This is a genomic window from Pseudomonas sp. BS3767, assembly GCF_900099665.1.
Taxonomy (GTDB): Bacteria; Pseudomonadota; Gammaproteobacteria; order Pseudomonadales; family Pseudomonadaceae; genus Aquipseudomonas; species Aquipseudomonas cerasi.
Genome location: NZ_FNCX01000003.1, coordinates 41,171 through 56,293 on the forward strand (window position 1 = coordinate 41,171; position 15,123 = coordinate 56,293).

Here is a 15,123-nt window from a genome sequence, read left to right on the forward strand (position 1 = left end):
ATTGAGTAGTCATGACTAAACGGTATTTTCTCGGTGCCGAACGCTTCGCCGTTCGCCGCTCATGGGCCCTGTTGGCTTGTGCGTTGTCCGTGCTCTCCACCGGGATGTGGGCAAGCGCTGCTGAAACGACGGGTGCCAACGAGGGTTACAGCGTGACGCTGCAACAACTGGGGCGCAATTACCCGATGAACCTGCGCGGTGTGGAAGCCACCGACAGCGTCAACTTCAATGTGCGTGCCGATCAGGTGGTGACCGGCGCAAGCCTGTCGCTGAGCTACAGCTATTCGCCGGCGTTGCTGGCGGACCTGTCGCAGATCAACGTCATGATCAACGATGAAGTGGCCGCGACCCTTCCGTTGCCCAAGGAAGGTGCCGGCAAGCCGCAGACGCAGGTGATCGAGATTCCGCCGCAGATGATCACCGAGTTCAACCGCCTGAGCCTGCAGTTCATCGGCCATTACACGATGAGCTGCGAAGACCCGAAGCATTCCAGCCTCTGGGCACGGATCAACAATGACACGCGTCTGGACATCCGTGTCACGCCATTCGCGCTGCCCAACAACCTGGCGATTCTGCCGCTGCCGTTCTTCGACCGCCGCGATGACCGTGACGTGAATCTGCCCGTGGTGATGGGCGCGGCACCCGATAACGCGACGCTCGAAGCTGCAGGCGCGCTGGCTTCATGGATTGGCGCGGCCAAGACCCGCTCGCGCATGGCCAGCTTCCCGGCGCACTTCAATGAGCTGCCGGCCAAGGGCAATGCGCTGGTATTGCTCAAGGGCGATGGTCCATTGCAGCTCGGCGCGCTGACGATGCCTGCGCCGAAAGGCCCGACCCTGACGATGGTGACCCATCCCAACGACCCGAACAGCAAGCTGTTGGTGATCACCGGGCGTGATTCGGCGGAACTCAAGCGGGCGGTCAATGCGCTGGTGGTCGGCGGTCAGAGTCTGGTCGGCAGCAGCGCATTGATCGAGCGTGTCGACCTGCTCGCGCCGCGCAAACCGTATGACGCGCCGAACTGGCTGCCCAGTGATCGGCCGATCAAACTGGGCGAGCTGATGCCTGCCAACAAACTCAACGTCTCCGGTTACGACCCGGGTGACATCACCGTGCCGTTGAACCTGCCGCCAGACCTGTTCAGCTGGCGTGAAGACGGCGTGCCGTTGAACCTCAAATACCGCTACACACCGCAGGAACGCTCGAACAATTCGTCGATCATGGTCAGCCTCAACGACACGCTGATCAAGGCCGAGCCGCTGCCGTCGATCGGGAACCTGAACAACTCGATCGTCTCGCGACTGACGGGCGGCGATGACACGATCAGCCGTGAAGCGCATGTGTACCTGCCGCTTAACTCCGTGGCTTTGCAATCGCGCCTGCAACTGCGCTACATGTTCGATTACCTCAAGCAGGGCGAATGTGGCGACATCATCATCGATAACATGCGCGGCAGCATCGATCCGGAATCGACGCTGGATTTCAGCGGTTACGACCACTTCATGGCCATGCCGAACCTGGGTGTGTTCAAGGATTCCGGGTTTCCGTTCACACGCCTGGCGGACCTGTCGCAGACCGCTGTGGTGCTGGCCGATCAGCCGAGTACTGAAGATGTCAGCGCTTACTTGAGCGTATTGGGTCGTTTCGGCGAATCGACCGGTTACCCGGCGACCGGTGTGTCGGTTATTCACGCTGCACAGATCGCCAGTGCCGCCGACAAGGACATTCTGGTCATGTCCTCGGGCAGCGATCAGCCGTTGCTCAAACAGTGGGCCGACCGTTTGCCGATTTCCGGCAATGCTCAGCAACAGGGCTTCGAGCTTTCCGATCTGGCCTTCCGTCTGCGCGACTGGATGAGCCCGGACCCGGATGAAAACCAGCGTCGGGCGCGGGTGGCCATGGCGTTTTCCAGTGACGCGCGCAGCACCTTCCTGACCGGTTTCGAATCGCCGCTGCACAAGGGGCGCAGTGTCGTGTTGATCTCCAGCGGTCAGCCCGGCGGCATGAGCGACGTTGCCCGTGCGCTGAGCAGCAGCGACAAGGTACAGGGCAGCCTGGTAGTGGTACGCGGCGATTCGGTCGAGGCGCTGGTTGCCGAGCAGAAGTACTACGTTGGTGACCTTGGGCCGATCAAATACGTGCAGTGGCTGATGTCGCGCAACGTGCTGTGGCTGCTGCTGGTGGTTGCCGTGGGTGTGGTGCTGGTGACCGGAGTTGCCTACCTGACCCTGCGCTCACTCGCCAAGCGCCGTCTGGAGCAGGAATAAGCCATGCCGCTCCGTGCACTGAAACTGCGCCGCGCCTCGGGCTGGCTGGTCGGCCTGCTGGCGTCGGCGACCCTGACGCCGGTGCTGGCGAACAGCGCGTGCGATGCTGTGGCCTGGCCGTTCTGGCAGGACTATGCCACGCGCTATGTGCAGGCCGACGGCCGAATGCTGGAGTCGAGCCTGAAGGTCAACCACAGCACCTCCGAAGGTCAGTCCTACGGCATGCTCTTTGCGCTGATGGCCAATGACCGCGCGCGCTTCGACGCGCTGTGGACGTGGACCGCCGCGAACATGATGGGGGCTGATGTCAAAACGCGTCTGCCGGGCTGGTTGTGGGGGCAGGGCGAGGATGGCAACTGGACGCTTCAAGACGCCAACTCCGCGTCCGATGCCGACCTGTGGATCGTCTACGCGCTGCTCGAAGCGGCGCGCGTCTGGCAGCACCCGACCTATCGCGACGATGCGCTGGCCTTGCTCAAGAACGTAGAGTTGCGGCTGGTGGTCAATCTGCCGGGGCTCGGCAAAATGCTCCTGCCCGGCCCCGAAGGTTTCGCGCAGCCCGACCATCTATGGCGCTTGAACGCCAGCTACCTGCCCATTCCGCTGCTACGGCGCCTGGCGAAAGAAGCACCCGGCGGGCCATGGAAGGAAATTGCCGACAACACCGCGAAGCTGATCGACGCATCGAGCCCCAAGGGCTTTATCGCCGATTGGGTTGGCTACCGCGGGACCTCCCCGAAAAGCGGTCTGTTCGTGGTCGATCCGAGCACAGGCGAACTGGGCAGCTATGACGCGATTCGCGTTTACCTCTGGGCGGGCATGACACCTGCGTCCGATCCGTTGGCAGCACGCCTGCTGGCCCGTCTCGACGGGATGTCGAGCAGCACTGCCTCGAGCGGTACGCCGCCGGAAAAGGTCCAGGTGGTCAGCGGTACACGCGAGGGGCAGGGGCCTTTCGGTTATTCGGCGGCGCTATTGCCGTACTTCCACGCCAAGGGTCAGACCTGGCTGGCCGAGCAGCAACAGCGCAGGGTCGAAGCCGGGGTCAGCCAGGCGCTGGCCCGTGACCCGAAAGACCGCACTGAACCGGCCTATTACAACCTCATGCTCAGCCTGTTTGCCTTGGGCTGGGTCGAAAAACGCTATCAGTTCCGTGAAGACGGAACCCTCAAATTATCCTGGGAGACGTCATGCCCGCGCGCCGCCACACGTTAGTCATCGGGTTGGTTGCCGCGATCGCAGCCAGCGTTTCTCAGGCTCAGGCCGCCACCGCCGAGGCGCAGTTGATCGAGCAGGGCCAGTACTGGCAGGCTCGCTCGAACCCGGTGCGGGCTGCCGAGGTCTGGCAGAAGGTGCTGCAGATCGACCCCAATCAGATCGACGCGTTGTATGGCATGGGGCTGATCGGCGTCAAACAGAACAAGCCGCAGCAGGCGCAGACTTACTTGGCTCGTCTGCAGGCCCTGTCGCCAGTGCCGTGGCAGTCGGTGCAACTGGAGCAGGACATCGCCCTCGCTCAGCCGCAGAATCAGGCCTTGCTGGATGAGGCCCGACGCCTCGCCGATGCCGGTGAGCGCGACAAGGCGACCGGGGTCTTTCGCCAACTGTTCAACGGCCGTTTGCCCGAGGGCACGATCGGGCGCGAGTACTACACCAACCTGGGGTTCAACAGCGCGGACTGGCCTGAAGCGCGCAAAGGCTTCGAACGCCTGATCCGGCAGAATCCGGACGACTCGATTCTGGCGTTGTTTTTCGCCAAGCATCTGGCCCGCCGCGAAGACACCCGGGCCGAAGGGATCGCTGCGCTGGCGCGCCTGAGTACGCACCCGGACATCGCCGGGGACGCTGATCAGAGCTGGCGCATGGCGCTGGTCTGGATCGGTCCGCCTACGGCGGCGCAAGTGCCGCTGTTCGAGGCGTTCCTCAAGGTCCATGCCGATGATCAGGACATTCGTGATCAACTCAACAAGGGACGTCAGCAGCACGCCGGTGGCGGCGCCTCAGGCTGGCAGCAGGATCCGCTGGTGGCGCGTGGGCTGAAGGCGCTGGAGCAAAATGATCATGCCGCTGCTGAACAAGCATTTGCCGCGCGCCTGAAAATCAAGGCCGACGATGCCGATGCGCTGGGTGGGCTGGGCGTGGTCCGCCAGCAACAGAATCGACTGGCCGAAGCGGAGCAGTTGCTGACCCGCGCGACTCGCCAGCCTGGTGGCACACGCTGGAAAAGCGCCCTCGAGAGTGTTCAGCTCTGGACATCCTTGCAACAGGCCCGCGACCTGCAGGCCAAGGGGCAGATCGGCAAGGCTCAAGAGTTGCTGGCTCAGGTGCAGCGGCAGAACCCCAGCAGCATCGATGTACGTTTGACTCAGGCCGATTTGCAGGCCCAGGCCGGTCAACTCGACGCGGCCCAGGCGGGCTATCGTCAAGTGCTGGCGACCCAGCGCGGCAATCCGCAAGCCGTGCGCGGGCTGATCAACGTATTGGCGCAAAGCGGCCAGGCCGATGAAGCGCTGCGCCTGCTCGATACCCTGTCGCCTGCCGAACAGGCAGCGCTGGGCGAAAGCGGTCGCTTCAAGGCCTTGCGCGCCACGCAGACGGCACGGCTGGCCGAGCAACGTGGCGATCTGCGTGCCGCTCAGGCGGCCCTGAAGGATGCGGTAAAAAATGATCCAGACAGTGTCTGGACGCGTTTCGACCTGGCGCGTCTGTACCTCAAGACTGACGAGGCGCCCAAGGCCCGCGTGTTGATCGACGAGTTGCTCAAGTCTCGGCCCAACGATATCGACGCGCTCTACACCAGTGCGTTGCTGTCGGTGGAAATGGGCCAGTGGCAGGACGCGCAGGCTACCTTTGCGCGCATTCCTGTCGACCAGCGCACCCCGGACATGAAGGCGCTTGCCGACGAAGTCAACATGACCGTGCAGATCAACCTGGCCATCGGTATCGCCCGGCGCGGTCAGCGTCAGGAAGCGCTGGCGCTGCTCGATCGCCTGCAACCGGTCGCCAGCTGCAGCCCGGAGCGTCAGCTCACGCTGGCCAGTGCCTACATCGACGCCGGCGAGCCGGAGCGTGGCCGGGAAATGGCCCGCGCAGCCATCGCTCAGGCACCTGCGCAGTCACCTGATTTGCTGCTGCAATACGCCAGCCTGTTGCTCGCGGCGGAGGATGACGTGCAGGTCAATGCGATCCTGCGCACTATGCAGGGCCAGCCCATGGGCGTGCAGACCCGTAAACGCTTCGATGACTTGCTGTATCGCTACCGCATTCGTCAGGCCGATTTGCTGCGTGAGGGCGGCGATCTGGCTGGCGCGTATGACACGTTGGCCCCGGCCCTGGCCCAGCGTCCGGACGACATTCAGGCGGTGTCGGCCTTCGCCCGGATGTACACCGCCAACGGTGACAGCGCCAAGGCCTTCGAACTCTACAAGCCGTTGTTGCAGCGTAAGCCCAACGATCCGCAAGTACTCCTGGGGGCTGCTGACGCGGCCGTGAAGGCTCATGATTATGCCTTTGCCGAAAAGGCCTTGAGCCAGTTCCGCGCGTTGCAGCGCAACGACCCGCAGACCCTCACCGAGGCCGCGCGCATCTACCAGAGCATGGGCCAGACCGGCGCGGCCACCGAGTTGCTGCGCAAGGCTGTGGCCATCGAACAAAGCGAAAAACAGCGTCTGATGGCTACGCAGGGCGGGTCGGGTGTGACGTCGTCCAATCCGTTCGCGGCGGGCGGTTCACGCAGCCTGGCCGCAGCGTCTGCCATCCCGGCACCGGCACAGGTGTCGCTCAGCGGCGGGGCGGCGACGAGCTTGCCGGCCACGCGTGAAACGGCCTACCCCGGCCAGAGCGCTGCGCAGCAACCGTTGTCAGCCGGACGTGCGCAAAGCGTGCGTGGCAATCCGTTTCTGGCTGCTGGCGACCGCGATCAGGCCAGCAGCGCACAGCAGGCGCTCAATCGTATTCTCGAACAGCGCAGCGGCTTCGTCAGTCAGGGCCTCGCCGTGCGCAGCAATAACAGCGAGTCCGGCCTGAGCAAGCTCACTGTGGTCGAGACGCCGCTGGAGATCAACGTGCCGGCCGGCGATAACCGCGTGGCCGTGCGCGTCACGCCGGTGTCGCTGAATGCAGGCAGTGTGAAATCCGATGCGGGCGCTCGTTTTGGCGGTGGAACGGCCGGCGCAGCAGGTTCGCAGAGCGACAAGGGCGTCGGTCTGGCGGTCGCCTTCGAACGCCCCGAAGAGGGCCTCAAGGCTGATATCGGCACCACCCCCGTGGGTTTCAAATACAGCACGGTCGCAGGCGGCGTGAGCGTCGACCGGCCGTTGGGCAATAACCCTGATCTGCGTTATGGCCTCAACGTGTCACGGCGTCCGGTGACAGACAGCGTGACTTCGTTTGCCGGTTCCACCGACGAGCGCAGCGGTCTGTCCTGGGGCGGGGTGACCGCCAACGGCTGCCGCGGGCAGATCAGCTATGACGATCAGACCATTGGCGGCTATGGCTACGGTTCCTGGCACAAGCTGGTCGGCACCAACGTCAAATCCAACACCCGTGGCGAAGTCGGTGGTGGCGTCTACTGGTACTTGCGCAATGCCGAGGACAGCAAGCTGACCGCGGGCCTGAGTCTGATGGGCATGAGTTACGCCAACGACCAGAGTTACTTCACTTACGGTCATGGTGGCTATTTCAGTCCGCAGAACTTCTACGCCATCGGCGTGCCGGTGATGTGGGCGCAGCGCACCGAGCGCTTCAGCTATCAGGTCAAGAGTTCGGTCGGCGTGCAGCACTTCAAGCAGGATGGCGCCGCATTCTTCCCCGACGACAGCACTCTGCAAGCCGCTTCCGGCCAGCGTTACTCAGGGCAGAGCAAGACCGGTGTGGGCTACAACCTGAGCGCGGCTGGGGAATACAAGCTCGATTCCAGCCTGTTCCTGGGCGCCAACCTGGGCCTGGACAACGCCCGCGACTATCGCCAGTTCAGCGGAGCGCTTTACCTGCGCTACATGTTCGAGGACATGACTGGCCCCATGGAGCTGCCGGTCAGCCCTTACCGTTCACCTTATTCCAACTGATTTCTGGAGAAATTCGATGCCTTCCGTTCTTGCCGGTATGACCCTTCTGGTCCTGGGAGAAAGCCACATGAGTCTGGCCGACCACCTGATGGAGCCGCTGCATGACAACCTGACCCGTCAGGGTGCGATCGTGCATTCGATTGGCGCCTGCGGGGCCAGTGCCGGTGACTGGCTGATCAGCAAGAAGGTCGATTGCGGTGCCGAACAGAAAGGCAACGGCAAGATCGTCATCAAGGGTCGTGACGCGACTACTACGCCGATTAGCGAACTGATCGCTGCCGACAAGCCCGACCTGGTGGTCATCGTGATCGGTGACACCATGGCTTCGTATGACAAGCCTTCGTTTCCCAAAGCCTGGGCGTGGCAGAGCGTAACCGGCCTGACCAAGGCCATTGCCGCCACCGGCACCAAATGCGCATGGGTCGGCCCGGCGTGGGGCAAGGCGGGCGGCATGTACCAGAAGAACGACGCACGGACCCAGTTGATGTCGCAGTTCCTGGCCAGCAACGTGGCACCCTGCACCTATATCGACTCGCTGAGTTTTTCCAAGCCAGGCCAGTGGATCACCACCGACGGCCAGCACTTTACCGTGGCCGGTTACAAATCCTGGGGCACTGCGATCGGTGATGCACTGGGCAAACTACCGGTCAGCAGTGTCAGCGCAGCAGGAGCCAGACAATGATCGCCTTGCGCCTGATCGCCGCCAGTGCGGTTGCCGTATTGCTGGGCGTGCAAGCGCAGGCGGCCGACATCGCCCTGTATCCCACCGGCCCTGCGCAGGATTCGGCGTTCATTCGCTTCGTCAATGCGGCCACCGCGCCGCTGCAAGTGATCGCTCGTGAAGGCCAGGCGCCGTTGCAACTGGACAACGCAAAACCGGTTTCACTGTTTTTCCCGGTGCAGGCCAGCAGTTCGATAAAGGGCACACTGGTCAGCGGCGACAAAAAACTGCCGATGGACGTCAGCGTCGAGCCCGGCGAGTTCGCCACCGTCGTACTCACCGCACAGTCCGACGGTAGCCTCCAGCCGGTGACTGTCCGTGAACAGCCCGATGACTTCAACGGTTTGAAAGCCTCGCTGGCGTTCTTCAGCCTGGATGCCGGATGCAGTGAGGCGAGCCTGCGTCCTGCCGGTCGCAGCGCCGACCTGTTCAAGTCGGTTGCCACGGGCACCCTGCAACGCCGTTCGATCAACCCGGTCAGCCTTTCCGTGCAACTCGTCTGCGCCAACGCCACTGTCGGCGCGCCGCTGGACCTGGGCGAGCTCAAGGCCGGCGAGCGCTACAGCGTGCTGCTGGTGCCGTCCGCCACAGGCCCGCGTCTGTTGTCGGCCACGGACACATTGTCCAACTGATCAGGCTCTTTCGTCGTCATGGTATTTGCCTCGCTCGAGTTTCTGATGGTGTTCCTGCCCGCTTTTCTGCTGGCCTACACGGCGAGCCCTGCGGCGTGGCGCAATGTCGTGCTGTTGATCGGCAGCTGGTTGTTCTACGGCTGGCTGAGCCCGTTGTTTCTGGCGCTGCACATGCTGCTGACCGTGGTGGCCTGGGTCGGCGGTCTGCTGGTCGACCGGGCGCGGCAAGGCTCGAAAGGGCGAGTGCGGCTGTTGGTGGCGTTGATCGTGTTCAACACCGCCGTGCTGTGTTGGTACAAGTACGCCAACATCGTCGCCGGCACCTGGAATGCGCTGATCACCTGGTATGGCGCGATGCCGCTCGATTGGCAGCGGGTGGCGCTGCCGGCCGGGCTGTCGTTCATCGTCCTGCAGGCGATTTCCTATCTGGTGGACGTACATCGGCATACCGTGCCGGTCGAGCGCAGCTTCATCAATTACGCGACCTACATTTCGATGTTCGGCCATTCCATTGCCGGCCCGATCATTCGCTACGACTGGGTGCGCCGTGAACTGGTGCAGCGTTACTTCACCCGGCAGAACTTCGCCTTGGGCGCTCGGCGCTTCATGATCGGCATGAGCATGAAGGTGCTGGTGGCCGATACCCTGTCGCCGCTGGTCGATGTGGCCTTTCACCTGCCGGCCCCGTCGCTGATCGATGCGTGGCTTGGCTGCCTGGCGTACTCGCTGCAACTGTTCTTCGATTTCGCCGGTTACAGCGCCATGGCCATCGGCCTGGGACTGATGCTCGGCTTTCACTTTCCGGAAAACTTCAACCGGCCTTATCTGGCCCGCAGTATTCAGGACTTCTGGCGACGCTGGCACCTGTCGCTGTCCAGTTGGCTGCGCGACTACCTGTACATCGCGCTGGGCGGTAATCGGCACGGCGTCTGGAACACCTACCGCAACCTGTTCCTGACCATGGCCATCGCCGGTCTGTGGCACGGCGGTGACAGCTGGAATTACCTGCTCTGGGGCGCGGCGCATGGTGTGGCGTTGTGCGTCGATCGCGCCTGGTCGCGCTCGAATCTGCCTGCTGTTCCAAGGCCGCTGGCGCACCTGCTGACGTTGCTGTTTGTGTGCCTGGCGTGGACGCTGTTTCGCGCCCCGGACTTTGCCACCGCGATGAACATGTATGCCGGGCAGTTCGGCCTGCACGGCCTGGGCCTGGGCGATGCGCTGGCCGTGACCCTGCGCCCGGCACACGGCATGGCCGCCTTGTTGGGTGTGGCCTGCGTGCTCGCGCCGTTGCTGCAGGCTCGCTGTGAGCAGCGTTTCGGCAACCGGACGCTATTCGTCTATGGCGCCGCGCTGTGGCCGGTGGCCGGATTTCTGCTGTCGTTCGCGCTGATTGCCAGCCGCGAAACGGTTCCGTTTCTGTACTTCCAGTTCTGAGGCCGGTGCCCATGACTACTCCGTCTGCTGTACCGCCTCCACCCATTGAACTGGCCGTGCGCACCTGTGGTGTGGCGGGCATTACCCTGGCGCTGTTCCTCGGCGTTGGCTTGCTGGCCTCGGGCATGTTGCTGGTCAGCGGCAAGGTCGAGCTGCTACCCAGGCCGCTGACCCTCGACGCAGCGCTGCACGGCGAAGTGACTCACCAACTGGCGAAACAACTGTCCGTGAGCTTTCTGAGCCAGCATGCGGCCAATATCGAGCGCGGTGCGAGCTGGCTGCTGTTCCACGACACCGGCCCGCGTGTGCGCCAGGGGTGTCCGGGCTGGTTGTTCCTGACCGATGAGTTCAGGCTCAATCGCGACGCGCAGGCCAATGCGCAGCGCAAAGCCCAGGCGGTGATCGCTGTGCAGCGCAGCCTCAAAAAACGCGGTATCGAATTGTTGGTCGCCGTGGTCCCGGACAAAAGTCGCATTGCCGCCACCCGACTGTGTGGTCTCTACCGGCCTGACGTATTGCAGGCGCGTGTCGAGCAATGGACGCATGATTTGCAAGCGGCTGGCGTCGATGCTCTGGACCTGACCGCAACCCTTCAACCGCTGGGCGAAACAGCTTACCTGCGTACTGATACGCACTGGAGCGAGAGTGGCGCCAACAGCGCCGCCAGAGCCATCGGCTTGCAAGTGCAAAAAGCCGGCATTCAGGCCACTCCGCAGCGTCAATTCCAGATTCAGACGTTACCCATTGCCGAACGCCCCGGCGATCTGGTGCGCCTCGCCGGACTCGACTGGTTGCCGTCGTCATTACAACCTGCGCCGCAAAGCGTAGCCACCACGCAGATCACCGAGCTTGCCAGCGAATCAGCGACTGGCAGCGACAACCTGGACGACCTGTTCGGCGACAGTAACCTGCCCAACGTCGCGCTGATCGGCACGTCGTTCTCGCGCAATTCGGGTTTTGTCGGGTTTCTACAGCGCGAACTCGGCGCCCCGATTGGTAACTTCGCCAGGGACGGCGGCGAGTTCTCGGGCGCTGCCAACGTCTACTTCGACAACCCGGCCTTCCGCCAGACGCCGCCCAAACTGCTCATATGGGAAATCCCCGAACGGGATCTGCAGACGCCTTATGTGGCGATCGAAAAGTTAGATATACCTGTAAAATAAACGTCGGGCATACCCTGTTAGAGCTGCTGTTACGAATATCGAACTTTAGATGGAAGAACACCCGGCCGAAGCCGGGCGCTCTTTAGGCAGGGTGGTGTTTATTCAACAGTATATTTTTTCTCAGCGATGAAAGCGGGTTCCTTCCAGTGGGGGCCTTTAGCCGTGCGACCTTTTTCATCTAAAGCCAGAATGCCTTCACGAAAAAGTCTGGTATAAGTGCCCCAGAGCTCACCGGACTGGAGAGCCTCAAATTTATAAGCGGTGTAGAGTCTGTCTATTCGTGGTTGGGACAAATTTAGAGCAAAGACTGCCAATACATCTGCCACGGTTTCATTAATGATAATGTCTTTGATATTGGTCATTTTATTGGCCTCTCAATGCGTCTGCATGATCTTGTTTGTCTCCAGCCGATAGAGCCGCTTCGGTGTAAAGAAAATCACGATTTTCGTTAATTCTATAATCCTCAAGGGCTGCCGTATGAGCGTTATTCCATACGTTACCTTGCACGCCATCAGCCACCCCCAGTGCCCTGTAACGTTCTAATTCCCTGAGCTCGTGGGTGTAAAATCTTTTATCAGTATCCGTCACGGCTAACTCGCCACGCAAAATTTTTCCAGACGATTGATCATTATAGTATTTGCATCTGATGAGCCGAATCGGCTTGTGTGCAGCTTAACGAGATCAATGCCGTCCTGAGTGACTGAGGCGGTTGTCCAGTCGAGGTTCTGGGTGGGGCCGCCCGCTTTTTCAGGATCGTACATTCGACCGCTATGCTCTCCTTTGGTTGTTGCCCCTTCATAGGGGCTGTTGAACACCACATAGACCGGAGGCAGACCCGAATTTAGCGGGTAAACATAAATGGCATCCCGAATGTCCATCTGACTGGTGCCGGGTAAAGGTTCGGCCTTCACCTCGATAGGCTCCAGTGTAATTCCAGCGTACGCCGGAGTTTCGACTGGTTGCGCCACCGTCGTCGTTGAGCTGTTTCCAGGTGCTGCGATTGGAAACGTCAAGGTGATGGGCGGGGTGTCCGAAGTGTTAAAGGTGTAGGCGTTGGCCACTGGGTCCAGTATCAGAGCCCTCACAGGCACCTTGGGAGAAAATCCGCCTTCGGCTTGTGTTGCCACGACTGAATACTTCGACTGATCGCCGTAAATTCTATAGGGCATATCGACCGTTCCACCCGTTGCCGCCACGTCATTCAAGGCGTCGGGCAGATCAGGCATCAGAACTCTGGCCGGAAGGTCCAGCATTCTTTCCGGTAACTCTCCATTGCCAAGCGAAGGGGAGTACAGCAACGTGCCGATGCCTACGGCTGTGGTAGAGCTGACAGCCGTGCCTGCGAGAGCAGTTAATAGTTCGATAGCGGCTTGAATGGTAGCGTCCAGAAAGAGACCGGATCCTGCCGTAACGGAAATGACTCCTGCAACTGCACCCAACTGCGGTGTACCAGCTTCCGGGAGCCTGAGCGTCTTGCCCGCTTCTAGCGCTTGAGCTTCTGCCGTCACGCGCGCGTGCTCGTCAGCGTCACGCTGGGCCTGCGTCTCTGCCTCCATACGAGCTTGTTCAGCCGCTTCGGCAGCTACTCGGCGAGCTTCTGCTTCGGCAGCAAGAAGAGCCTGCTCATCCGCTACTCGCTTGGCTTCAGCCTCCGCTGCAACTCGGGCTTGTTCAGCGGTTTCGGCAGCAAGTCGAGCGTGCTCTGCAGCTTCAACGGCAAGCCTCGTCGACTCGGTTTCTGCCGCGATACGTGCGTCCTCCCTGGCCTGCGCTGCAGCAATAGTATGGCTCAGTGATACAGACCTCTCTGTGAGAATCCTGATTTTCTCTTCAAGAATTTTTGCTCTGTAGGCTGCTGTAACTGAGGCTTCCCAGCTTTTATAAACGTCAAGGGGAGAGCCCAGGTCTCTTCTTGTTTGAAAGATATTTAAAAAATCCACAGCGTTTTTTTTAATATCTACCGCCAATGCATGCCTGCCAAAGAAAGCATGAGCGCCTTCTTTGCTTTTGGCTAACTCAGCAGCGCGCTGTGAAATCAGGCTGTCCACCACGTTTTTTTCAATCGTAGACTTTTCTAACTCAGAGAAGGGGTAATCTCCTACACCGGCAGAAATTTCCGCGTCAACGTCAGCCGGAAGGAGGGGCAAAAAGTCTATGTAAGACTGATGGATATTTTGCTGTGTTGAAGAGGCCGTCACGATAATGGATATCGTGTACTGTTCGTTTCTTATACCCCTTTTACTGAAGAATGCATCCATCTCATGGTTTGCAGGAATACTGCCGTCCCATCGCAGCGGTCTGGCGATTACTCCGGCTCCCGATAGCGGGCCTAATGGCCTGGGCAACGGCTGGCCAGGTGTTACGATTGTGGGTGGAAGAGTAATGACGTTTTGCGGCATGTGCTTATCCTTAAGGTTTAAATCGCCGAATAATATCTCCTTGATATTAGCTAGTATTAATAGTCACGAAGTGCGGTACATAGGTATAGGTAGTTGTTTTTTTGTTCAGGCTTTCAGGCACGCAATTGAAACGCATGCTGGTGTAGGACTGGTCAGCGGCCGCACGTAGTGTTGCCGGTTTTGTAATCCATCGCAGTGTTAAGGCGTTACTTCTGGTGCTGAATGCATTGGTCGCGGCGTACGTTGCTTTGAACCCATGGGACAGCAAAAGCCCCCCATAACCGAGCTAACCGTTCGGCCAGTTCACCCCAAACGCGGATCGACCACAAACTCCAGTTCTTTGGCCGTTGCCACTACCGCCCTGAACTCCGGGTGCTGGACGTTGAGCAGGTAGTTGGACTCGCGCGGGATGATCACGCTGGGCACTGCCAGTGCCACGCTCTGAGCGGAGGCCAGCCAGTCGTCGCCGAACGAGGCGGTTGCCGGTGGCGCGGGTTCTTCACGCCAGTCGCGGGGCAGAGTGTCCGGGCGCGCATTGAGGACGTGCTCCTCGGCAATCTGCAGCTCAAGCATCGTGTAGTGCTGAGCCACAGTGGCGTTGTTCAGGTGCACCAGCACTTCCAGCAGCGCCAGTGACTCGCTGCCCGCGCAGTACACGCAGGCGTTGCCCTTGCTGTTCCAGCGTCCGCCGTAGAGCTTGGCGCCCTCGCCATCGAAGGCCTGTGCCAGCCATTTGCGCTTGACCAGTCGATAGACCGCTATCACGCCACGACCCCGTGTTCCAGGCGGCCGATCAGGTCGAGCACTGCCTGAGCCTCTGCCGAGGTCGCGAGCATTTCCAGTGGCCTGCGATTGCCCAGCCCGTAGACCGGGTTGGCCAGCCAGAGGCGAGTCGCTTCGGCGTCGTTTTCGAACAGGTCCAGTGCCGCCTTGTACACCGCTGCCAGGCGGAACAGCCGATCGCTTTCTTCGGCGTTGAAGCGGCGCACCTTCAGGCGTCGCTGCAAGGTTGCCGGCGCTATGCCCAGATGCTCGGCCAGGGTCGAGCGGTTCAGGTCGGTGTAATGCGCCAGACGTTCGAAGACTTCATACGGCAAGCCGTCATGCAGCGCCGAGTACAGCCGCGCGCCTCGTGCGGGGATACCCAGGTGTTGCCAGAAATCGTCCTGCCGGGGCAGGGCCGGATGGTAGTCGCTTATGGGCAAAGACATGGCACACCTGTCTATCGAGTGATTGCAATTGAATCTATCAATTGATAATAGGCACGTTTCAGACGTCGTGATAGTGATTCGCAGCAACTAATTGCGAATAAAACTACAGAAACTTCAAAAATCACCGACTTAGGCTATAGGTTTAGTTTGAATGTTGCTGATCTCGCGTTATAGGCTCGATGTCAGTCGCTTCCGATGGTGCCGTCTAACGAATATGTGCTGTCCGCCGT

Annotated in this window: 10 protein-coding genes and 1 pseudogene; 7 read left to right on the plus strand and 4 right to left on the minus strand. The window is 60.8% G+C overall.

From position 1 onward, the window contains the following. The first annotated feature begins 11 nt into the window (after positions 1 to 11). The 7 genes from bcsB to BLR16_RS09225 are packed head-to-tail and all read left to right on the plus strand — an operon-like array spanning position 12 to position 11,283. Positions 12 to 2,267, plus strand: coding sequence for a cellulose biosynthesis cyclic di-GMP-binding regulatory protein BcsB (bcsB, locus tag BLR16_RS09195; protein ID WP_074805869.1), 2,256 nt, complete (start codon positions 12 to 14; stop codon positions 2,265 to 2,267). Between the two features lie 3 nt (positions 2,268 to 2,270). After that, positions 2,271 to 3,482, plus strand: coding sequence for a cellulose synthase complex periplasmic endoglucanase BcsZ (bcsZ, locus tag BLR16_RS09200; protein WP_074805866.1), 1,212 nt, complete (start codon positions 2,271 to 2,273; stop codon positions 3,480 to 3,482). Then, positions 3,458 to 7,333, plus strand: a complete 3,876-nt coding sequence (locus tag BLR16_RS09205; protein ID WP_161437920.1) for a cellulose biosynthesis protein BcsC — start codon at positions 3,458 to 3,460, stop codon at positions 7,331 to 7,333. The genes bcsZ and BLR16_RS09205 overlap by 25 nt, the downstream gene beginning before the upstream one ends. A 16-nt stretch (positions 7,334 to 7,349) precedes the next feature. Next, on the plus strand, positions 7,350 to 8,015 hold the full coding sequence (locus BLR16_RS09210) for an SGNH/GDSL hydrolase family protein (RefSeq protein ID WP_074805863.1): 666 nt from the start codon (positions 7,350 to 7,352) through the stop codon (positions 8,013 to 8,015). Continuing rightward, positions 8,012 to 8,686: an alginate O-acetyltransferase AlgF gene (locus BLR16_RS09215; RefSeq protein WP_003433774.1), complete on the plus strand. Its 675-nt coding sequence runs from the start codon at positions 8,012 to 8,014 to the stop codon at positions 8,684 to 8,686. The genes BLR16_RS09210 and BLR16_RS09215 overlap by 4 nt, the downstream gene beginning before the upstream one ends. Positions 8,687 to 8,704: 18 nt before the next feature. After that, positions 8,705 to 10,120 (plus strand): MBOAT family O-acyltransferase, encoded by a 1,416-nt coding sequence (locus BLR16_RS09220; RefSeq protein WP_058416332.1) that lies wholly within the window; start codon positions 8,705 to 8,707, stop codon positions 10,118 to 10,120. Positions 10,121 to 10,131: 11 nt separating this feature from the next. Continuing rightward, complete coding sequence (locus tag BLR16_RS09225; RefSeq protein WP_074805860.1) at positions 10,132 to 11,283, plus strand: alginate O-acetyltransferase AlgX-related protein; 1,152 nt, start codon at positions 10,132 to 10,134, stop codon at positions 11,281 to 11,283. Between the two features lie 98 nt (positions 11,284 to 11,381). Here the strand turns inward: BLR16_RS09225 and BLR16_RS09230 are convergent, their stop codons facing one another. From BLR16_RS09230 to BLR16_RS09245, 4 genes and pseudogenes are all read right to left on the minus strand, one after another. Further along, positions 11,382 to 11,645 carry a hypothetical protein gene (locus BLR16_RS09230; RefSeq protein ID WP_003433769.1) on the minus strand — a complete coding sequence of 88 codons (264 nt, stop codon included), beginning with the start codon at positions 11,643 to 11,645 and terminating at the stop codon, positions 11,382 to 11,384. A gap of 1 nt (position 11,646) precedes the next feature. Continuing rightward, positions 11,647 to 13,682: pseudogene (locus BLR16_RS09235) on the minus strand (S-type pyocin domain-containing protein). Between the two features lie 303 nt (positions 13,683 to 13,985). Beyond that, complete coding sequence (locus BLR16_RS09240; protein ID WP_074805853.1) at positions 13,986 to 14,447, minus strand: RES family NAD+ phosphorylase; 462 nt, start codon at positions 14,445 to 14,447, stop codon at positions 13,986 to 13,988. Then, positions 14,444 to 14,893, minus strand: a complete 450-nt coding sequence (locus BLR16_RS09245) for a DUF2384 domain-containing protein (RefSeq protein WP_003408523.1) — start codon at positions 14,891 to 14,893, stop codon at positions 14,444 to 14,446. Before BLR16_RS09245 ends, BLR16_RS09240 begins: the two co-directional genes overlap by 4 nt. Between the last annotated feature and the right edge of the window lie 230 nt (positions 14,894 to 15,123).

Excerpts from the sequence above, each read along its gene's own strand:
- bcsB (WP_074805869.1), top strand. The coding sequence starts at position 12 with ATGACTAAACGGTATTTTCTCGGTGCCGAACGCTTCGCCGTTCGCCGC.
- bcsZ (WP_074805866.1), top strand. The coding sequence starts at position 2,271 with ATGCCGCTCCGTGCACTGAAACTGCGCCGCGCCTCGGGCTGGCTGGTC.
- BLR16_RS09205 (WP_161437920.1), top strand. The coding sequence starts at position 3,458 with ATGCCCGCGCGCCGCCACACGTTAGTCATCGGGTTGGTTGCCGCGATC.
- BLR16_RS09210 (WP_074805863.1), top strand. The coding sequence starts at position 7,350 with ATGCCTTCCGTTCTTGCCGGTATGACCCTTCTGGTCCTGGGAGAAAGC.
- BLR16_RS09215 (WP_003433774.1), top strand. The coding sequence starts at position 8,012 with ATGATCGCCTTGCGCCTGATCGCCGCCAGTGCGGTTGCCGTATTGCTG.
- BLR16_RS09220 (WP_058416332.1), top strand. The coding sequence starts at position 8,705 with ATGGTATTTGCCTCGCTCGAGTTTCTGATGGTGTTCCTGCCCGCTTTT.
- BLR16_RS09225 (WP_074805860.1), top strand. The coding sequence starts at position 10,132 with ATGACTACTCCGTCTGCTGTACCGCCTCCACCCATTGAACTGGCCGTG.
- BLR16_RS09230 (WP_003433769.1), bottom strand. The coding sequence starts at position 11,645 with ATGACCAATATCAAAGACATTATCATTAATGAAACCGTGGCAGATGTA.
- BLR16_RS09245 (WP_003408523.1), bottom strand. The coding sequence starts at position 14,893 with ATGTCTTTGCCCATAAGCGACTACCATCCGGCCCTGCCCCGGCAGGAC.